General features: G+C 50.6%; 15 protein-coding genes. 10 read left to right on the top strand and 5 right to left on the bottom strand.

Features of this window, described 5'->3' with window-relative positions:
* The first annotated feature begins 31 nt into the window (after positions 1-31).
* Positions 32-268 (top strand): GapR family DNA-binding domain-containing protein, encoded by a 237-nt coding sequence (locus tag J7392_RS02715; protein WP_209216059.1) that lies wholly within the window; start codon positions 32-34, stop codon positions 266-268.
* Here J7392_RS02715 and J7392_RS02710 read toward each other — a convergent pair whose 3' ends face one another.
* Entirely contained in the window at positions 269-769 is a 501-nt protein-coding gene (locus J7392_RS02710) for a hypothetical protein (RefSeq protein WP_209216058.1), read from the bottom strand.
* 73 nt (positions 770-842) lie between these two features.
* Here J7392_RS02710 and J7392_RS02705 point away from each other — a divergent pair, with 73 nt between their 5' ends.
* From J7392_RS02705 to recJ, 8 genes are all read left to right on the top strand, one after another.
* Positions 843-2,036 carry a hypothetical protein gene (locus tag J7392_RS02705; protein WP_209216057.1) on the top strand — a complete coding sequence of 398 codons (1,194 nt, stop codon included), beginning with the start codon at positions 843-845 and terminating at the stop codon, positions 2,034-2,036.
* 55 nt (positions 2,037-2,091) lie between these two features.
* Positions 2,092-2,910 (top strand): A24 family peptidase, encoded by an 819-nt coding sequence (locus tag J7392_RS24425; RefSeq protein ID WP_209216056.1) that lies wholly within the window; start codon positions 2,092-2,094, stop codon positions 2,908-2,910.
* 136 nt (positions 2,911-3,046) lie between these two features.
* Positions 3,047-5,761, top strand: a complete 2,715-nt coding sequence (locus tag J7392_RS02695) for an AAA family ATPase (protein WP_209216055.1) — start codon at positions 3,047-3,049, stop codon at positions 5,759-5,761.
* 9 nt (positions 5,762-5,770) lie between these two features.
* Positions 5,771-6,346 (top strand): 3'-5' exonuclease, encoded by a 576-nt coding sequence (locus tag J7392_RS02690; protein ID WP_209216054.1) that lies wholly within the window; start codon positions 5,771-5,773, stop codon positions 6,344-6,346.
* Between the two features lie 56 nt (positions 6,347-6,402).
* Positions 6,403-9,399 carry an ATP-binding protein gene (locus J7392_RS02685; protein ID WP_209216053.1) on the top strand — a complete coding sequence of 999 codons (2,997 nt, stop codon included), beginning with the start codon at positions 6,403-6,405 and terminating at the stop codon, positions 9,397-9,399.
* Positions 9,400-9,412: 13 nt separating this feature from the next.
* Positions 9,413-11,314: an ATP-dependent helicase gene (locus tag J7392_RS02680; protein WP_209216052.1), complete on the top strand. Its 1,902-nt coding sequence runs from the start codon at positions 9,413-9,415 to the stop codon at positions 11,312-11,314.
* Positions 11,315-11,453: 139 nt separating this feature from the next.
* The gene (locus J7392_RS02675; RefSeq protein WP_209216051.1) at positions 11,454-11,960 is read left to right on the top strand and encodes an RT0821/Lpp0805 family surface protein; all 507 of its coding nucleotides are present in this window, start codon (positions 11,454-11,456) and stop codon (positions 11,958-11,960) included.
* A 30-nt stretch (positions 11,961-11,990) separates the two neighbouring features.
* Positions 11,991-13,700 (top strand): single-stranded-DNA-specific exonuclease RecJ, encoded by a 1,710-nt coding sequence (gene recJ, locus J7392_RS02670; protein ID WP_209216050.1) that lies wholly within the window; start codon positions 11,991-11,993, stop codon positions 13,698-13,700.
* A gap of 79 nt (positions 13,701-13,779) precedes the next feature.
* Here recJ and J7392_RS02665 read toward each other — a convergent pair whose 3' ends face one another.
* Together J7392_RS02665 and J7392_RS02660 are read right to left on the bottom strand one after the other, a co-directional pair.
* Positions 13,780-14,898: a flagellar motor protein MotB gene (locus tag J7392_RS02665; protein WP_209216049.1), complete on the bottom strand. Its 1,119-nt coding sequence runs from the start codon at positions 14,896-14,898 to the stop codon at positions 13,780-13,782.
* A 71-nt stretch (positions 14,899-14,969) separates the two neighbouring features.
* Complete coding sequence (locus tag J7392_RS02660) at positions 14,970-16,043, bottom strand: hypothetical protein (RefSeq protein ID WP_209216048.1); 1,074 nt, start codon at positions 16,041-16,043, stop codon at positions 14,970-14,972.
* Positions 16,044-16,136: 93 nt separating this feature from the next.
* On the opposite strand from J7392_RS02660, the gene J7392_RS02655 reads away from it, so the two are divergent.
* On the top strand, positions 16,137-17,702 hold the full coding sequence (locus J7392_RS02655; protein ID WP_209216047.1) for an exonuclease domain-containing protein: 1,566 nt from the start codon (positions 16,137-16,139) through the stop codon (positions 17,700-17,702).
* 343 nt (positions 17,703-18,045) lie between these two features.
* Here the strand turns inward: J7392_RS02655 and J7392_RS02650 are convergent, their stop codons facing one another.
* Both J7392_RS02650 and J7392_RS02645 read right to left on the bottom strand, forming a co-directional pair.
* A complete protein-coding gene (locus J7392_RS02650) occupies positions 18,046-18,963 on the bottom strand; it encodes a L,D-transpeptidase family protein (RefSeq protein WP_209216046.1) in 918 nt (305 codons plus the stop codon).
* Positions 18,963-20,102: a tetratricopeptide repeat protein gene (locus J7392_RS02645; RefSeq protein ID WP_209216045.1), complete on the bottom strand. Its 1,140-nt coding sequence runs from the start codon at positions 20,100-20,102 to the stop codon at positions 18,963-18,965. Before J7392_RS02645 ends, J7392_RS02650 begins: the two co-directional genes overlap by 1 nt.
* Positions 20,103-20,215: the final 113 nt, after the last annotated feature.

Raw genomic sequence — 20,215 nt, 5'->3', positions numbered from 1 at the left:
GAACAAAATTCATGTTAAGAGGATATAACACATGTCGATTGAAAATGGCGATGAACTGATTGCATTCCTGGAGCGCATCGAAAACCTCGAGGAAGAAAAGCAGGAAAAAGTAGATGAAATCAAGGAGGTAAAGGCTGAAGTTAAGGGTCGTGGTTACGACATGAAGGCGTTTGCTGCCCTCTTGAAACTGCGCAAGCAAGACCCTGATGACCGTGCAGAGGAAGAAGCTATCCTTGATATGTACAAGTTGGCGGTCGGCCTGGGCTAATCAAGCCAAGCTTTTCTCCAAGTCTTCCCATTTGTTCTTGATGTTCAAGGGGAGCGACAAAAAGGGAGCCTTCTCAAATTGGGGAGTGCTCCCTTTTCCATTTTTTACACGCTTGATGTTGATCCGCTCTGGCTGTGTTTCCAGCCATACATCGAACACACCCTGCGGATAGGGAACCCATAGGCGTAGAGGGACAGGATCTGGCTCGATGCTTTCGCGATGGCGCACATCCCTTGCGGCAAAGGCGATCCAGTCCTTTCGTTTTTGTCCGAGAACCATCCCGGCCGTGTTCCAGTTAAACTCCCGGAAAACCTTTGCGTCATGTACATTGAGACCAACAACGGGCAACCCGGCGTCTTTTGCGACTTCCACACCGACCGTAAAGCGTCGGGCGCCATAGTCGTTCATGATGACATCGTTTTTTCTGAAGTCAGCTAGTCCGCGCTTGTGCAGGTAGGCGCACCAGATGAGAAATGGATGGTAGTCTGACAGGTCTGACATTGTAGAAGCCTCTTTGTTTAATCACCAGTTATCCTTTGAGAATATATTCATGGTTAAAGATTAGAGGTGATTAATGGCACGTATCGTACCGGCTAAGCCAAAGCTCCGCATTCAGGCGCAAAAAGATATTCTGTGGAGGCTTCAGGATGTCACGTCCGATGATTTCATAATTTTCCAGAACAAGCCGGTTGCTGGCGGTTGCATCGTTCTGAAGCCAGGAGCCCTAGCTTTATTCCTTTATATCACACCTCCCACATCCAAGTTTGATCCAGATGCATGCTGTATCTTCCATGAGGATGGGGCGAGCGAAGATATTGATGAGGTGGCCGAGGCAGCTTTGGAAATGTTAGCTTCGGAGGGGGTAGCTCTTGGAGCCGTAGCGCTTATTGGGAATCAGATAACCTCGGGGACGTCGGTAGTAAGCCTAGAGGACGGAGACCTTCCTCTCATTGGTATGTCCTCAGTTGAGGATGCAGCTGATGGCCTGCAACTGGACGGAGGTGTCACTGTAGGTCAGATACAGGCGTTCTTAGCGAAGACAGTGCCCGGTTCCTCACCATACGAGCCAGGAACTGTAACAGGGTCTCAGGCTAAGCTGAGAGGGACTAAGGAAGCATTGCAGGTCAGCTCTCCGAGAGATGACCGAGCACTTGAGGATGAGATCCTCAAAGAGATCGAGCGAGATGATGTCGATCTGGACGAGGTTCGGGAACAGATTGAGGAAGTAGAGGATGCTCCTGTGCCGCCCATGGCTGTCACCAAACCGGTGCGCTTACCTTCTCGTGCCCAGCCGTTTCAGCTGAACATGTCTTCTACAAAGCGGGTTCTGCATTTGGAGCGCATGATTGATACGTACCTCGACGCCCTAAAACGAGATCGTCAGTTGTTTTCGTTTGGTGTTGAAGTCGAGTCTGATTTCGTTACCAGCTCGGAAGGAATGCTCCCAGCGCTATTAATAGCAGCATCTGAGGAGTGGACACCTGTTGTGGTGGCTGCGAAGGGTCACGCTGCATTCGATATTCGGATGGCAAAGGATCCCGAGGCACTGATCGGTTTCCGGATCGTGGATGTATTGGTGTCTACACCAAGTGTCCTCTATATGCCGCTAGCTCACATGCTTAGAAAATGCTTCGACGGTGAAGGATATGTTCTGGACTCCGTAATTGAACGATTTGGCAGATGGGTTCAAAAATATGATCTAGAGAACACCGAGATCGATGACATCGGTATGCATATCGCATTGAAAGCCCTCGAGGCCGATTCCTAAACTAGGTGTTCATTTCCTGGCGCTAGCTGATCAATTAATAGATTAAGGCGCCCGGATGTTTCAATTTATAGTCAACTTTACTCAGCAATCAGGCGATCTGATATCGTCTACGCATTCTGATTTTCCTCTATTTACGGCAGCGATGTTATTCCTCCTGGGTGCAATCATAGCCTCCTTTGGGGGAGTGTGCATTGACAGGCTTCCCCACCAAATGGGGTGGATAGAAAACCCCAAAGAAAATTACACGATCTCTACACCAAGATCGAGCTGCAATAATTGTTCTAGAGTTCTGAGCCCAATTGATCTCATACCAATCCTAGGATGGCTAGTAAGCTTGGGAAGATGCAGGATCTGCAAAGGCTCAGTACCATGGGTGTATCCGCTGACAGAAGCTACTCTCGGATTATTGTTTGCCGCTTCATCGCTTTGGTTCTCAACAATGGGAGAGGTGGCTTCTTTCTGTCTACTGGCGTCCTGCATGTTCGTCATCACCGGCCTCGACATAAAACATCATTGGATTCCCGCAGTCATTACGACGCCGCTTATGTGGATGGGGCTTCTTCTTTCTCCATTTGAAACCGAAATCCTTCTGAGAGTCTTGGGAGCCATGTTAGGCGGTGCGACCGTATCACTTGTATTTTGGTACTATGAGAAAAGGTCGGGAGTGGACGCATATTCTGGAGGTGACGTGGCGTTCCTGGCTCTGATGGGTGCTTGGATAGGGGTGTTTCATATTTTCAATTACCTCATCCTTGCGGCGCTTATATTTGCCGTGCATTCCGGATGGCTTCGTTGGAAGAAAGGCGTTGTCATGGTGCCTTGGGGACCGCATCTGTCGTTTGCAGCCTTGGTTTATATCGCAATCTTCTTTTGAGAATTATCAAGCAAACATTATCAATGACAAATTTATTACTCAATTGCGAGCGTTTTATGCAGCGGTACACTTATTTAGTGATTAGCGCATATTCACTGCGCAGTGAATAAATGAAATAAAAACAAGGCTCGCCGTAATGACGACAGTTACTGGAATCGTCAAGAAAGTTCTAAAACAAGGCCGACCGGGATCTAGAAGCTTCGTTTTGATCGACTACGAAGACGAAGATACCGGTAAGCTTGAAACCGCTCGTTTGGGCGGATTTCTTGGTGCGCTTGAAGAAGGCGATGCCTTTGATGCCGAAGGCGTATGGAATACCTCTGAATATAAGGGCCAAGTTCAACATGTCTTGAATGCTCGCAATATCCGCCCTGGAGTTCCGAAAACCACCCAAGGGATATGGGCTTACTTGCGCCGTCAGCTCAACGTTGGCCACGCACCAAGCCGCCGTGAGAACCTGGCAAAGTTTATCGAAGAGCACCAAGAAAAAACAATTGATGCAATCATCGATGATATGGATGGCTTCTTCGATATCATCTATAGCACATTCGCTGGAGTGATACCTGTAGAGGATCGGGGTAAGGATTACCTCGCTCTACGTGAACGGTTTGCGATGAAGCTTTCTGGCCGTGAAGCTGTGGACCTTATGAAAGGTGCCGATCTCGATGAGAAGTCGATTGATCAGGTCATGTCCAAGTTTCGAGAGAAGGCTCTTCCAACACTCAAGTCGAACCCTTATGAAATTTTGGATGTTCCGACCATCGACTTTGAAGTCGCAGACCGCTTGGCCAAACAGCTTGGTATCTCAGAGCAGGATGAAAGACGCATTATCGGAGCCTTGGTTCACCACCTTCGGATAGCTGAAAACCAAGGCTCATCATCTGTTGCCCTGCCCGGAGCTGTGGAAGAGGTCTGCGACAAGCTCAGCCTGGAATCAGATCTTGTCAGCGATGTTCTCCGCTCCAAGATTAACAGTGATCCGAACTCCAAGCTCTATGTGGCTTCTTTTCCTGGCTATGAGCACGATGTGGTTCTGAGGAAGGCTTCCTTGGGGCACGAAGTATCGGCCGCTCAAAACATCATAAATATGATCCGGAAAGGGCGCAGGAATGATCCTGCTAAGGTGGAAGCTGCCTGCGCTACTGTTCTGGAAGGTTCCATACTCGATGAGTATCAGCGTGCGGCCGTCAAAGTCGCAGTGCAGCATCCTATATCGATCATCACTGGTGGTCCCGGTACTGGTAAGTCGACCATCACAGATGCCGTCATTAAGGCTTCTAGATTGGTTGAGGTTTCCGAGATTATCGTGACGGCTCCGACAGGTAAGGCGGCTACCCGGGCTGAAGAAACGACAGGGGTCAAAGCTCAGACTGTCCATAGACTGCTTGGGATGCGGGAAGGTGCTGATGGCACTTCTATCTACACCCGGAATAAGTCGAACCCATTGCCAGAAAACTGTGTGGTTATCGTCGACGAAGTTTCCATGATGGATAACGAGCTTCTTGCGGCCCTGCTGAATGCTATGCCGATCAGTGGCAGGCTCATCTTGCAGGGTGATCCGAACCAGCTGCCATCAGTGGGTGTTGGTCGCGTGATCTCTGATCTCATGGAAATCAACATAGATGGTCAGGCTGCTATCCCAGTTGGGCGTTTGGTTAACGTATATCGTCAGGATAAGGACTCAAAGATCATCACTGACTCTCACGTGATCAATAATGGCGAAGTGCCAGATTTCTCTGAAGGGATAAAGGGAGGCGTTGGCTTTGTTGATTGCGAAAGCCGAGAGATCACAGAAAACGTCCTTCAAATTTATGGCTCTCAGCTCAAGCATATTCCTAGCGTGGATATTCTAAAAGATGTGGCGGTTATTTGTCCGCAGGGTCCGGGTCATGGCGGCACATATGAAGTAAACAAAGCGCTATCAGAATTTCTCAATCCGGAAGGGGCCGCCATTCCCGGTATGCCTGAGGTTCACCCGGATAATGCAAAGATCCCGATGCCTCGCATCGGTGACCGGGTCATGATCTTGGATAACAATGAAGCTTTGGATGTTGTGAACGGAGATAACGGCGTGTTGGTGGGCCATCGCCAAGATCCAGATAACCCTGCTAAATCACTCGTTGAGATGGAGCTTGATAACGGTCGTCGCATTGAGATTTCGTCGTCTCAGTGGCGAACTCTTACAATGTCATATGCCATCACCAGTCACAAATCTCAGGGTAGCCAGTACAAGTTCGTGCTGTTGCCATTCTCTGACATGCACATGGGAATGGCTAAGAAATCATTGGTTTATACAGCGTGGACTAGAGCGAAGGACTTTGTGATCGGTATCGGGGAGAAGCAAGTTCTCGAGCACGCTGTGCAAAACGATGAAGACAAACACCGTTACACCATTATGCGTAGCTTGGTTGAAGCTTGGTTGGCACCTGATGTGAGATCGGGCAAGGTCACTTTGTTTGGTGGTCGTGAAGCGGCTAAAGAGTTGCCGGTGCCGCCTACCAATGCATTTCGCAAGGCAAGGCGTGGCGCCACTCCAAAGGTCAATCGTCCGAGCCTATCTGGCCTATCGTCAGCTGGATCCAGTAGTGGTTCCGGACGCAGACCAGTCGCACGTCCGGTTCGGCCAAAAGTTAGACGTCCAGGTCTCAATGAGAAGCCTGCTGAAGCGCGCGAAGAAAAGCCAGCAGCGGTGAGCGAACCTCCTGCTCCGAAGCCTACGGTTACTCCTAGACCGACCACTAGCGGAACGCCCTACAAGCCTAGACGAAAGCTTCCTCCTGTCCGTAGACCTTCGGTTAAACCGGCGGTTAACAATGAAGTCCAAGATACGGAGAAGAGCTTTTCTCCGTAAGGGACGCAGTTGATAGGCGTATCATTCGATACAGAAACCACGGGTTTAGTAAGGGAAAATCTTCCTTACCTTCATCATGAGCAGCCGCGCATGGTGCAAATTGCTGCGCACCTTTTCGATGAAAAAGGTAATATTCTTGAAGAAATGGACACACTCATAAAGCCTGATGGCTGGGTTATCGATTACGATAGCGAAATGGTTCATGGGTGGACCACCGAAGACTGTGAATTTATGGGAATTCCGGCCCGCGAAGCATTGGACGGTTTCTACAATATGGTCACCAAGTCTGATATCCTTGTGGCGCATCATGTAAAATTCGATCTCTCCATGCTTGAAATAGAGAAAGCCTTTCTTGGCGGATATAGGTCTCCAATCCTACCTCCATGTTATTGCACCATGCTAAACTCTGCACCGGTCGTAGGGATCAGGTATGGCTCTGGCTATAAGTATCCCACGCTAGGTGAGGCGGTGAGCGGCGTACTTGGCAAAGAAGTAGATGAAACCAGTCTTCACTTGGCTGGTTCGGATAGCAAGTATTGCAAGGACATTTTCTTGGGATTGCATGAATTAGGTCTCGTACCATGAAAGCGCATTTTCACCTTTGATGCGTATATGACCACCAAACAACAAACGGTGTAAAAATGGGTTTCAATTCCATCACGTCAGGTGTCTCTTCGGCTCTGTCTTCCATGTTCAAGAAAAATATGGATTCCTTCTTCTTTTTAGAGAGCGGCATTTCCGGCACGAATAATATCGTCGCCGCCGATGGGTCCATGGTGACCATCGTTCGTATTGATGGTCTCAAGAAAATGGTGGGACCAGAAGAGATGAATGCGACCATCGAAAAGATGGCGCTAAAGTTCTCTACTTACTTCGGTGAGGTGGGTCACTGCCTTCAGGTTTGGTTTAGCCGGGATCCGGATGCGTCAAAAGAACTTGTAGGCACTCTTAATAGACCTGCACGGATCGTATCGCGCAAGCTTCGGCTAGAGCTTGATGACCTCTTTGATGAGCGTGAGGAACACCTGTCGAAGTTCATTACCCGGGAGAGCTGCTATTTAGCTCTTTGGACCCGCCCGGCTGTGTTGACGAAGACAGAGCTTGAGAATGTAAAGAAAGCCACGAAAAGGCCTGCTTTCTGGCCCACAGCAGTGAATACCCAAGATATCTTCAAGGCCTCTCAGCAAATTGCTACCCGTCACGACTCTTATGTGGCGTCGATGGTTGCTGATTTGAGAGAACTAAACCTTCGTGCTGTTCCGCTAGAAGCTCATGACGGTTTGAACGCGATCCGGGGTAGTCTTTACCCTGATCTCGAAGGAGCGCCATGGAAGCCAACGCTGCATGGCGATCAAGTATTCCCTCGCAACCCGTCATGGAACCAGTCCGACGTAAGTCATCTTTTTGCTCCGCCTCTGAGAGATCAGATTTTCAGCCGGGGTGCTGAGGTCCTAAGTCCCCGGATCGTGCGTATCGGCCGCTATAATTTTGCGACCCTCGATATGTCCATTGGTCCCCAGGATGTACGTCCGTTTTCCGAGCTTCTGAACCGTATGATCCAGTCGAAAGAGTTCCCATGGCGGGTATCCTATATGATTGAAGGCAACGGTCTTTCGGGTGCCATGCAGGTCAAATCCACGCTAGCTGCCATTGTTGGTGTTACGAACTCCGAGAATAAGCAGATCCGTGATGCTATCCTTGCGATGCAAGAGCGCAAAGCAAACGGTGACGTTGTTGTTCGCTATCGTGTATCCTTTGCGACCTGGGCCCCTGCAACTGACATTCAGGCTTTGGAAGAGCGCATCTCACAATTGCAGCGTTCTGTTGAGAGCTGGGGATATTGTGCGGTCTCATCCTCTGCCGGGGATCCGCTGGCCGCGTTCATGTCCTCTGCATTAGGTGTTGATGTTGCTTCCACGGCGCCAGCAGGTGCTCCAACGCTAGATACCGCGCTCTACATGATGCCTTGGAATAGGGATGCCTCCCCGTGGGAGAAAGGCTCCGTTCTATTCAGAACACCGGATGGGCGCCCATGGCCCTATGAGCCAGGTTCCTCCAAGCAGTCGACCTTCATTGACCTGATCTTCGCGCCTCCGGGCATGGCAAAGTCGGTTTTCTTGAACACCTGTAACTTGGCGTTGTGTCTATCGCCTTCGGCAACCTCTTCGTCGGCCGGTACGCAGCTTCCTCGTGTAGCGATTATCGATGTCGGACCTTCTTCTTCGGGTCTCATATCGCTGCTCAAAGAGGCGCTTCCACCAGATCAGCGTCACCTGGCTCAGTACAGGCGTTTGCAGATGAAGAAGGACCACGCGATCAATCCTTTTGATACTCAGTTGGGCTGCCGCCGTCCGCTTCCTCTCGAAAGAGCCTTCCTGGTGAACTTCCTTTCACTTGTGGGTACCAACGTAGGTGAGACGAAGCCTCCTCAGGGTCTATCGGAACTGGTCGGTATGGTCGTGGATGAGCTTTATGAGCACTATGATGACCGTGCCCGTAAAGGTAACCCACGCATCTACACGACAGGTGAGGATGCGTGGGTCGATAAGGCAATCACTAAGCATGGTGTAAAGGTCGAAAGTGAAGAGACTTGGTGGTCAATTGTCGATCAATTGTTCGAAGCTGGCGACGCTCACAGCGCTATGCTTGCCCAGCGCCATGCGGTTCCAAGACTTGAAGACCTCAATGTTATCGTCCGCAAAGGTCAGATCATGGACGTCTATGGTTCTGCTAAGACTGCCAATGGCGAGTCTCTGATCGACGTTTTCCAGCGGGCTATTTCTTCTGCTCTCAGGGAGTATGACATCCTCAGCGTTCCTACCCGGTTTGATATTGGTGAGAGCCGTGTGGTTTCTCTAGATATTGACGAGGTGGCGCCACGGGGTGGTGGTCCGGCCGACAAACAGACCGGCATCATTTATATGCTTGCACGCTTCGTTCTTGCTCGTGACTTCTACCTGAATGAAGAGGCTGTCACACAGATGCCGCGTGAGTATAGAGAGCATCACCTAAAGCGTGTTCGCTCTCTGAAAGAGACACCTAAGAAGATCGTCTTGGACGAATTTCACCGTACCCAAGCCTGTCCCCAGGTGCGCGATCAGGTGATGATCGACTTCCGGGAAGGACGTAAGTGGGGTGTTCACGTGGCTCTGGCATCACAGCTTCTAGATGACTTTGACGACTCCATGGTTGAGATGGCCACAGGGGTATGGGTGATGGGTGTCGGTACCGACTCAGGGGCTAAGAGAGCCGCTGAGATCTTTGGTCTGTCTTCAGCCGCATATCGTGTTCTGAGGAACAAGCTGAATGGTCCAGGCCCACGCGGTGCTCCCTTCCTAGCTCTCTTGAATATGAAAGACGGGGCCCATGAGCACTTCTTGGTAAACACCCTTGGACCGTTGGAGTTGTGGTCATTCTCGACCACTGCCGAAGACGCCATGCTTCGCAATCGCCTATATCAAGAAATAGGACCGAAAGAGGCTAGGAAGCGCCTTGCGAGGCGGTACCCCGGGGGCAGTGCCAAACAGGATATCGAAACGCGGATCGCCCGGCTGTCTGAAATGGGACATGAGGTGGACGATAACTCTCAAGGGGTGATCGAAGACCTGGTGAAGGAGATCGCGGCTCAAGAAAGCTAAGTGAGGTGATAAGATGCCAATAACGCAAGCGCAGAAGCAGGCAGCTGCTCATAAAAATGGGCACGCTCTTGTCCTGGCGGGACCAGGAACCGGTAAGACAACGACGCTTGTTGAGCGTTGTCGCCTGCTGCTGCGCCATGGCGTGCCTTTGGATGCCATTTTTATGACGACCTTTACTCAGAAGTCAGCGAGCGAGGCTCGTGATCGTCTTCGCAAGACTCTGGTGGCTCAGGCTTCTGGTGCTGTGGATCATGATGAGGTTCTCAAGGGCGCACATATTGGTACCTTTCACTCTCTATGTGCTCGCATCCTAAAGCGTTACCCCACTGACGCCGGTCTTCCCTATGACTTTGAGATCATCAGTGACGATGATCAGAGGCAGATGCTGTATGCTATGGGGATCGAATGGGACGAGGAAGAAGGTAACTACGTCGATCTGATTTCGCGTTGGAAGGATTCAGGATCCACCCCCGACGATGCGATGCGGGAAGCTCAACAGCTCGGGGATAAGTTCACCACCGGAGCTGCTAAGGCTTACGAAAAATATGAAAATGCCCGACTAGCTGAGGCCAAGGTCGATTTCTCTGATATGATTACTTTGGCTACCAAGGTTCTCACGTCAGGCGGGGAGGGCGCCAAGTGGTTCCATGGCAAGTTCACGCATTTCATTGTCGATGAGTTTCAGGACACCAACAAAACTCAGATCGAGTTCCTGCAAGCTGCGCTGGGCAAGTACGGTCAGCTGTGGGCCGTGGCTGACGAAAACCAGTCTTTGTATGAGTGGAGGGGATCGAGCCCTTACTATTGCCTGAATTTCTCAAAGATATTCAAAGGCGCTAAAATATATCACCTGTCAGAAAGCTTCAGATGTAGCCCTCTTATCATCGGGATGGCGAGCAAGCTGATTTCTAGAAACGCGAGTCGTTATGACAAAACGATGCGCCCAGCACGCAAGGCCACTCCTGGTGAGTTCGTTCTCTATAAAGGGTTCGTGGATGCGGAGGCAGAGGCGGCCTGGGTGGCTCAGAGGCTAAAGAAGCTCGTAGACGGGGGTGCAGATCTACGAAAGACAGCAATCCTGTTTAGAACGGCTGGTATATCTACCTTCATTCAGCGTCACCTAGAGAAGGTCGGGGTTCCCTTTACTCTGGTTGGAGCTGGATCTTTTTGGACGCTACCTGAAGTGTCGTTGTTTGTGACCTCTGTCGCTGCTGTTGTAGGCGATGAGAGATTTGACACGAAGACTGGCTTTGGAAAGACGAAAGCTGGCTTCAAGTGCCGATCCTTCGCCGAGGAGTTGAAGGGGGAGCCTCTGGGTGTGATAGCAAACCCACTTGCACGTGTTTTGTGGGAGTACCGTCCTCGCAACTTGGATCCCGAGCGCAGTGGGGCATGGATGACATCCGTCGAAGCTGTTCTGAATATGCTGCTTGAGAAGAACGACATCAAAGCATTCCTGGATCATGCCTATCAGAAGCTACACGAAGGTCAGGAAGCCAAAGGGAATAGAGTTTTCTTGAGCACTCTACATTCGGCAAAGGGTCTTGAGTGGGATGTTGTTTTCCTTGTGGGTGCTGAGGATGACATGCTCCCGCACTTCCGGAACAATAATCTAGAGGAAGAACGCCGCATTTTCTATGTCGGGATGACTAGGGCCCGACATCAGCTTCTTGTGTCCTATGCTAGACGTCGACACGATAAAGCCAAGAAGCCCTCGCGGTTCTTGCGCGAGAGCGTCCTGCCCAATGGTGCCAAGAGTGGTCAGTTTAAATGGACAGATCCCGAGATGGAAAGCGCTGAGAAGCCTGCTGTCAAACAAAGTGCTAAGGCTCCTAAGGTGTGTTCTTCGACTGGGCGAAAGGTTTACCGGCGGGGAGGCGGGAAATCCCTCATTCCCCCTGAAGAGCAGTACTGACAAAAGCCGTTAGGCGACAAATCTCATGAATAGATGCGGCAGTGCTCGGCATAAATATGGTTTTACTTGCGGTTTAGCAACTATAGTTGACATTTGATCTTGTGAGTGTAGACTGCTCCCAGGATTTAAGGATATCACTATGAAAACTCTGCTTGCCACAAGCATTTTGGTGTTGGCTGCTGCATGCACCATCAATACCGCCCCCGTGGGAGACATCTCTCCTGTCTATCTTCCAGAACAGCCAACAGCATCGCCCCCTGCCGTGAAGGTGCCGACCGCGATCATGCCTGCGATTGAGATCGATGAGGAACCGAACAAGGCTCGCTACTACAAGGGCAGTGGCATCGGTGGTGACGTCGCCGAATACATTTTTAAGAACGCGAAGATCGTCTTTGCCAAATCGGACTACGAACATATTGAGAAGGCAGCAAATGCTGCGATTTCGTCTCGATCCACCGGCGATGTTGTGCGCTGGGCGAACCGTTCAACGAAGCGGGAAGGCCATGTGAAGGTCACCAAGGCACTCAACAAAGATGGCCGCTACTGCCGTGAGCTGGAAACCGAAATCCTGATGAATGGTGGCAAGATCATCGTCGATAACACGGTCTGCAAAAACAAAGGTGGTGGCTGGTTCCTTCAGGACTAAGCAGCCACAATCATATTTTTAGAGGTTTTCATGAGTAATAAATCTATCCGAGGTCTGGAATGGACTGTACCGGAGACAAAAGATATTTCCGTACCAGGGGTACCCCCTGAAGTCGTGCAGGTGGCTGCCGCACGTGGGATCACAGATTTCAAAGAGTTCTTTAAGCCAACACTGGCCGGGTCTATGCCTGACCCCTTGGTTTTGAAGGACATGGATAAAGCAATTGAGCGTGTCCGTCAGGGTGTCTTGAATAAAGAGAAAGTCTGCGTTTTCGGTGACTACGATGTGGATGGGGCGACCTCTACATCTATGATGGTCTTGTTTCTTAGAGACCTAGGGCTGGAAGTGGATTTTTATATCCCAGACCGGGAGAAGGAAGGCTACGGACCAAACACTCCAGCTATCGAGAAGATTGCAGCGAAAGGCACTGAGCTTCTGATCGTCGTGGACAGCGGAACCTTGGCCTTTGAACCGATGAAGCGTGCTGCTGAGCTGGGTATGGGTGTTGTGATCTTGGATCACCACACAGCTAAGGATGAGCATCCTGAGGGTATTTTGGTCAACCCAAACCGAAATGATGAAAGCGGTGAATATTACTATCTCTGTGCTGCTGGTCTGGTATTCCTCTTTTTGTGCGGTCTTCGTCGAGACCTGAGAGAGCAGGGGATTTACGAGAACCGCGAAGAATATGATATGCGTCCTTTGCTCGGTATTGCTGCGCTGGGGACCGTCGCCGATGTGATGGATCTCGTAGGAACCAACCGCGCCTACGTTAAGCTCGGCATCCCATGGATGACGGAAAATATCGGCCTCATGGCACTGGCTGAAGCTTGCGAGGTCGATCCGAAAGATTTCAATGAGAAGACCTGTGGTTTTGTTTTTGGGCCTTGTATTAATGCTAGCGGCCGTATCGATGATACTTCACGGGGAACGCGTCTCCTGATCTCCCAAGACCCAGAAGAGGCTGCTGTTATCGCGCGCGAGTTGGTTGAGATCAATAATGAGCGTAAAGCTTTGCAAAAGAGCTTTCAGGAAGCTGCCTACGAGCAAGCAAATCAGCAAAAGGACACTAACGTCATCGTTGTGTACGATGAGAGCTGGCATCCTGGTGTGGTGGGGATCGTAGCTTCTCGCATCAAAGATAAATTCGACAAGTCTGCGATTGTGATTGGCAAAGGCGGTAAGGGCTCGTGTCGGGGTGTCGATGGCTTCAATATCGGCGCTGCGGTGATTGCTGCGGTGGAGGAAGGTGTTCTGATCGGCGGTGGCGGTCACGCTCCAGCTGCGGGTCTGACACTTGATCCGTCGAAGCTGGAAGAACTGCGGGAATTCATGCGAGAGCGCGGTCGTGATCTTGAACGTCCGCCACTTGAAGCAGACCTCGAAATCTCATGCGGAGCAATGAGCTTAGGCGTTCTCGAGTCTTTCAATATGCTGAAGCCGTTCGGGAAGGGTAATAGTGAGCCCCGCGTCATTGTGACCGGCGGAGTTTTCAATGACGCGAAAAAGCTTAAGAACGAACACGTCAAAGGTAAGTTGACCGGCGCTGAAGGGATGATTGACGTCATTCTTTTCAACTGTGTTGGAACTCCACTGGGAGATGCTTTGCTGTCAGCAGATGGGCATCAGGTTGATCTCTATGGAAAGCTAGATATCAATGAGTATCTCGGAGAAAAGAAGCTTCAGATGAAAAATCCTGAAGATCTGCGTATGTCTGATAATGATCTAGAACTCATATAATTCACGGAATTCTATAAATCCTATGAAGAGGGGCCCGTTAGCATCATGCTTCGGGCCCCTCTTTCGTTGGTGAGGTCTCTTAAGGACCCATATCCCGTAGTTCGTCGATGGATATCGTGTTCTTGCGCTCCCGCTTTGCCGGGCCCTCTGAGTGGTCGACCTGTGGTGTTACGGTGGTCACGCTGTGGTCATCCTGTAGGCTCTTTGTGGGCGTGTTGTGTGCGTCATGTGGGCCCTCTGGGTCACCTGCCCTCTTCATGGCGTCTTGGATCTCTTCCGCGTTGGGTGCTTCTGCATATTTCAGCACCACACTGATGCGGCGGTTTGATGCTGCGCGGGGGTTCTCAGTATCAAACGGATCGGTGTCGGCCAGACCAGCCACACGGTGGATGCGATTCATTTCCACGCCTGATGTGGTAAAGATGCGGCGTGTGGCATTCGCCCGATCAGCTGATAGCTCCCAGTTCCCGTAGCCGGTCTCAGCGTTCTCGTTGGCAAAGGGTACGGCATCCGTGTGGCCTGAAAGAATGACATCATTAGGAAGCTGAGCTACGGCACCTCCAACAAGCTTCATTAGTTGCTTGGTGCGCCCTTCGACCACGGCACTGCCTGAGGAGAACATGGATTGCCCTTCTTGGTCGATGATCTGAATGCGTAGGCCCTCTTCTGTCTTGTCGAAGATGACGTTCGGAATGAGAGGCTTTAGATCTGGAACAGAGTTCATGGCTTGCACGATCTGTTCTTCGAGATTAGCGAAGCTTTGTTCGTCTTTCGCCTTCATAGCTTGCTCAAGCTCACCTTGCATCTTGTCAGCTTCGACTTCGATGTATTCGGTGATCACTTCAGGTTCTCCGGTCTGGCGTACATCCATAGGATCTTGTTGTCCGAACTGGGGTAGAGCAACCGTGGACATGGGGGAGTTAGAAGAGCTTAGTGTGCCAGGCTCTCCTACCGTCGTGCCATCTAGCAGACCATCCCCACCAGCTCCGTTTTGCTCGGACATGGTGGGTGTGAAGTAATCAGCCAGGCCTTCGAGTTGCTCTTCCTGTACTGAGGAAAGGATCCATAGCAATAGGAAGAACGCCATCATGGCGGTAACGAAGTCCGCATAAGCGACCTTCCAAGCTCCACCATGGTGGCCGTGCCCGCCCTCTTCGATCACCTTCTTAATGATAATTGGGCGTTGTTTATCAGACATGTCCTGCTCCCGTTAGACCTTTACGGACTATGTGGGGAGTAGGCCTTTATGCGTGGTTAACTTTTGCTAGCTCATGCAGGCATCAGGTTATCAGACATTTCTTTGATCTTCTTCTCGATTGCACGATCTGGGATGGAAGCATCCATCTGTAGCGGCTTCGAGCGGCAGATATTGAAGTGTTTGATAACTGGCGCACCTGTCATAGTGGGCGTTAGTACGATGTTGCAGTTCACGAACTTTAGCTCTGTCGCGGCCATTACACCAAAAGACATGTAGTGCTTCTGCTGGAAGGATTGGTCTAGACGATCTCTGACCTTTAAGGTTGGTCGACCAACATAGAGAGGAACGACCTGCCATGGACTGTCTTCAGAAATATGGTCGACTACGTGGTGACCTTTGGCTTTCAAGAAATTGAATATGACTTCTTCATTGCTGCGGTCTTCTTCGATATCGCTTAATGTCTTGAGGCAAGTCATACCATGCCAGACTTTGTGACCTGGTTTAAGGGGCCCTCTCAGGATGAAGCCGTTCACCATAGGTGTTTGGTATCCGAGGTATGACTTGAGCATAGATAGGTTGTCGAGGAAGCTCGTTATCGTCTTAGCTTCGCCTCGGGCAGCGCTTACAATCTGGTAGTCCCGCTTTTCTGGCTCATCGGGCTTTGCTTTCGATATCAAACATGACGGCATTTCGGGCATCATGATGTGGTCGTTAGCTGTATCTTTTCTGGCTACCAACTCGAAGTTCCAAGGACATAAAATGGAGCCGCCATTTCTTATATGGCAAGCCTGCATTTCCACGATATCACCGACCGACATCTTTTCGCCAGGGTAGGTGACTTTCTTAGGTGCGTTCATGGCGCCAGGCTTAAAATAAGAAGGCGCCTCCTTAGGAGTGTCTGAGTTCAGGTCTTTGCGAAACTGAATAGTGAATTCATTCATCTTATTCCCGAGCGCGTGACTGATCAGCCTGATCCGTGGCTCCTGACCAGACTGTGTCACCTGACCAATAAAATTGCCGGGTGTTTCCTCGACATCATAGAAGATGCTGCTTGGGTCGAATTTCTGATAGTTTCCATGAAGCTTTTTCTTGCCCCGGCGTTCTATGGAAACTTGAGTGCTCCTGGCAAAATTTCGTCTCAGCATATTTTCTCCCAATTTAACCCTGATGAAACTACATCACTTGCCATTTTGTGCTTATATCCTAGGGGTCTAGTCATTCACACAGGTGTATCTACAATGCGGTCACGTATATTTGCAAACAACATTAGACCGCGAGCGCAAAGATCGCAAAACGTTGCCGCCAGAAAAGATGACTACCTTGTCTTTGATTTCGAGGCTTTGGGTCTCAAGGTTCATACAGACCAACCAATCCAAGGGGGCTTTGTCAAACTCGATGAAAATTTTGATATTACTGATCGAGTAAACATCAGCATAAGGCGTAACAAGTATTCTATCCCAGGTCCTAAAGCATTGGAGGTTACTGGTGTATCACCAGAAGATCTAGACAACGAGGATCGCACAACAGAGTTCGAAGCGGCTAACGTGATTGGCACTATTCTGGGCGGTCAGCGCGGGAATGGCAAGAGGATATTCACAGGATATAACACTTTAAGCTACGATGAGCAGCTACTGAGATATTTTTTCTTCCGCAATTTCCAGTATCCTTACGTTACGTCCGGCTCCTCATCACGAAAGCTTGATCTTTTTCAGGCGGTACGTCTTCTAAGCTTCTTGCGACCAGGGCTCATCAAGCCGGGGCACGACGCTGATGGCAAGATTAGCTGGAAACTAGAAGTGGTCATCGAAGCCAACGGAATTGAAAAGGGACAAAGTCATGACGCTCTCGGTGATAGCATTATGACAGCCGGTCTTCTTCACAGATTCCATGATCATGCACCAGACGTGCTTGCTTCTCTGGTGGAGATGTCCAACCAAAAGCGAGTTTCTGGTTGGCTGAAAAATATGATTTCAGCAGACGACCACTTATACTTGTTTACGTATTATGAGGGTCCTGAGATACACCCGATCATCCCCGTCCTGGAAACCGCAAGCAAGGGCATCCTCTGCATCGATCTATCGAAGGACCCGGAGACGTGGGTAAACTCGACGCCGGAAGAACTCATCGAGGCAGGTGGCGCTTTCGGAAAAGATGTGCCGTTCAGGGTCGTCCGTCCCAACTCCTGTCCTTATCTTTTTGCCTCGGACGATCCGTTGATCACCTCAAAGGTCCAAGAACAAGAACTTAGTCCTGAGGAGCTATCAAAGCGGATTGAGCTCATGAACACTCCTCAGATAAAAGAAAAAATGGCAGCCTTCGCTAGGCTCATGGATAAAGAACGCGAGGACAAGTTTTCAGAAGCGCCTTTGACCGATGAGCAAACGCTATACGGAGGGGCATTTCCGGACAAGTTTGTATCACGCGCATTCTGTGCTGCCGAGAACTGGGAGAAAAGGGTCTCTCTTGTCGAAAATATGACAGACAAGCGTCTGCGGGCTTTTGGGAACCGACTGATCGCGATGCATGCCCCCAGTGAGCTTCAAACTCCAGAAAGCTTAGAGGTCATGCGCAAGGAGATCATCATGCGACTGGAGGGTGGTCCTGAACTCTTTGGTGCCGTTACCACCATGGCAGAGGCTCGTGAGCAGCTCGACACTGTGAATGATGTCAGTGTGCGGGAGCAGTGTTCTCAATACCTGGATGCTTTGGAGCTAAGACTTCAGCAGGAAATCAGAGACATTGATCAGCGGATTTCCCCAGATGACGACGCCTGCGATCCAGGTACGCAACTAAGCTTGTTCTAGGTTACCCTAAGCGCACACGAAGGCGGCAGTAAGCTTCATGCCCGGCCAGGACACTTACGGTCCCCGTAAATCCTGCGGCGCAAGTGTACATCCAAGCCCAGGCTGCCGACATGAGAGACCCGTTGGAAACCGACAGAGTTAGCCACGCGCTTACGACGGGCCAATCATTCCATTGGGCCAATGGGAACGCTACAAGGTTCCATAGCGATATAGCCGAAGACCACATACTCAAGCAGGTTAAGCCTGCCATTAGGCAGATCCCTGTGGTGAGTGCGATCATGGATAAGTCGGCCCAGACCAAGGCGGCGGCAATCATGTCTTTGATAATTTTCATGGTTACACCTTAGTATAAATCATCGAGCGAGAACTCGGGTTCTTTATGGGCTTCCCACTGACCACAGATCTTGTCCTCTTTTTCGTAGATGTCATCATATACAACAATATCGCCTGTAGAGTCCGGCCATGCGGTGAAGTACCCCATCACGAGCGGGATGTGATCTTCAATAGGAATGTCGAGAGTAGACCCGTCCCTTTTTAGGTCCGTGATTTCATCTTCGGTCTTGTTGAGTAACCACTTGGCAAATTCCAGAGGTTTCTCCAAGCGTACGCAACCATGTGACAAGGTAAGAGGGCTGCCATCATGGAAATTCTGACGATCTCGCGTGTCGTGGAGGTAGATCGCAGAGGAGCTTTCAATATTGAAGCGATATTCTCCCAGCGCGTTGTAGCGGCCGGGGCTTTGCACAAATCGAGCGACCTTGTTTGGGTTTTTAGAGGCTTCTTCAATCGACAGCAGCTCGTTATCCCGCGTTCTGAGTTCAAAGCGGTTACGTGTGAAGAACTCAGGCTCCTCCACCAGGCGTTTCCGCCATTCGTCATCTCTCACAATCGTCCAGGGGACGGTCCACGTAGGGTTTAGACGAACCTCGGTAAGGCGTGTTGTCCATACTGGTGTCTGATGCTCGGCAGTACCAACTTTGATGTCCATCTCAAGGACAGGGGAGCCATCCTCGTAGGCTGTGAGAATGCCAGTTGGGATATTCACGAGAACAAACTTGCCTTCAGACGGGAAGCTTATTCCGTCCAATGAAGAGACCGTGTGCTCGATTGCTTGTCTTTCACGTGAACACATTGCCACGGTGGGCGCAGCTGACTTGATGAAGTTTTTCAACACCTCAGCTGGTTCCGCCTGAGCACTAGGGGCAAAAAGGCAAGTGGCCGCCAGCAAGGCGACCTTTATTGCTTTCGATGTGAGAGGCATTATTGCGCTCTTTCCCCCAGATACCATGCGGAACCTTTCACCCAGTTCGACGACCATTTCTGGCCTTCGGAGATCTGGCTTGGGGTGAGGTAGCCAGCGGACCATTCACGCATTGCACGGGCCCACTCAGCCTCTCTGAACCCCCAGGTGTCAGCGGCTGAGATGTTGAACCACGCGTAGGCCATGCCAGGGTTTTTCTCGATGCCTTTGCCTTCCATGAAGATTTTACCAAGCAGGTACTGAGCCGGGACATATCCATTATCAGCGGACTTCAGAATATAGGTGGCACCTTTTTCCAGATTGGTAGGGACACCATGTCCGTTCAGATAGGCAAGGCCCAGGTTATAACGGGCAGTGTCATCAGCATCGGTATCGAGCTGACTCCGCCAGGTTTCTACCTCCTTGAGCTTGCGGGCGATCTCGAAGTTGCTGTCGGAGATGCAATCCTTACAACCGCTCTCTACAGCCAGGATGTCAGAAAGCATCTTTTCACGATCTTGTAGGTCGGTCTCGAAGAAGCGTTCCCAGAGTGATCTGTAGTTGGTATCTAGGGTAGCAATGTCCCAGTAGCTGATCTTGCCATCCTCAGAAAGCTCCATCACGCGCTCTTTCAGGATAGCCGACTTATCGACATCCGCAGTTGCCTCGTAGGTAATCCAGTCCACAACGAAGGATTGAGCTTTGTAGTGCCCTTGGTGAGCAGCTGTAGCAATCAGATCAAAACCCGTGCTCTTTTCTTGCTCGACACCTGCAAATCCATAAAAATGAGCGAGACCTAGATTGTAGCGAGCGCTCGAGTTCCCAAGCTCAGCGGCCTGGGAAATAAGCCTGTAGCCCTTCTTTGGGTCATGGCGAACCGATTGACGATCAAGTAGCAGTACGCCCAGTTCGTTGAGGGCGCGGGTGTCACCTTGAGCGACAGCCTTCGAGTAGTGCTCGTGGGCAAGCGCAAGGTTCTTGGGAGAGCCAAACCCATGGTGGTACTTCACCGCTAGATCATAATTTTCGTTTCCACGGGCCTCATCCAAGGCCTCCGTGGGAACAGGGCTTGTTGTCATTTCAATTTGAGGTCCGGGTACCGTGCAGCCTGCAATGATAGCTGTAGCGGCGACGGTGATGAGTAGTCTAATCTTATTCATAGCGTGCTCCATTGGTACCTATATTTGAGCACACTCTGATTAAAATCGCTGTAAATCAGCCTTCTAATGAGAATATAAATAAAGCCCGCCATGGAATTCCATGACGAGCTCGG

This window comes from Sulfitobacter sp. R18_1 (genome assembly GCF_017743915.1).
Lineage (GTDB): Bacteria > Pseudomonadota > Alphaproteobacteria > Rhodobacterales > Rhodobacteraceae > Sulfitobacter > Sulfitobacter faviae.
The sequence above is the reverse complement of the archived record's forward strand: the minus strand, read 5'-3'. Positions and strand labels throughout refer to the sequence as shown.

What these genes read in the sequence shown, in the direction of transcription:
- J7392_RS02715 (WP_209216059.1), top strand. Translation starts at nt 32, where the DNA reads ATGTCGATTGAAAATGGCGATGAACTGATTGCATTCCTGGAGCGCATC.
- J7392_RS02710 (WP_209216058.1), bottom strand. Translation starts at nt 769, where the DNA reads ATGTCAGACCTGTCAGACTACCATCCATTTCTCATCTGGTGCGCCTAC.
- J7392_RS02705 (WP_209216057.1), top strand. Translation starts at nt 843, where the DNA reads ATGGCACGTATCGTACCGGCTAAGCCAAAGCTCCGCATTCAGGCGCAA.
- J7392_RS24425 (WP_209216056.1), top strand. Translation starts at nt 2,092, where the DNA reads ATGTTTCAATTTATAGTCAACTTTACTCAGCAATCAGGCGATCTGATA.
- J7392_RS02695 (WP_209216055.1), top strand. Translation starts at nt 3,047, where the DNA reads ATGACGACAGTTACTGGAATCGTCAAGAAAGTTCTAAAACAAGGCCGA.
- J7392_RS02685 (WP_209216053.1), top strand. Translation starts at nt 6,403, where the DNA reads ATGGGTTTCAATTCCATCACGTCAGGTGTCTCTTCGGCTCTGTCTTCC.
- J7392_RS02680 (WP_209216052.1), top strand. Translation starts at nt 9,413, where the DNA reads ATGCCAATAACGCAAGCGCAGAAGCAGGCAGCTGCTCATAAAAATGGG.
- J7392_RS02675 (WP_209216051.1), top strand. Translation starts at nt 11,454, where the DNA reads ATGAAAACTCTGCTTGCCACAAGCATTTTGGTGTTGGCTGCTGCATGC.
- recJ (WP_209216050.1), top strand. Translation starts at nt 11,991, where the DNA reads ATGAGTAATAAATCTATCCGAGGTCTGGAATGGACTGTACCGGAGACA.
- J7392_RS02665 (WP_209216049.1), bottom strand. Translation starts at nt 14,898, where the DNA reads ATGTCTGATAAACAACGCCCAATTATCATTAAGAAGGTGATCGAAGAG.
- J7392_RS02660 (WP_209216048.1), bottom strand. Translation starts at nt 16,043, where the DNA reads ATGCTGAGACGAAATTTTGCCAGGAGCACTCAAGTTTCCATAGAACGC.
- J7392_RS02655 (WP_209216047.1), top strand. Translation starts at nt 16,137, where the DNA reads ATGCGGTCACGTATATTTGCAAACAACATTAGACCGCGAGCGCAAAGA.
- J7392_RS02650 (WP_209216046.1), bottom strand. Translation starts at nt 18,963, where the DNA reads ATGCCTCTCACATCGAAAGCAATAAAGGTCGCCTTGCTGGCGGCCACT.
- J7392_RS02645 (WP_209216045.1), bottom strand. Translation starts at nt 20,102, where the DNA reads ATGAATAAGATTAGACTACTCATCACCGTCGCCGCTACAGCTATCATT.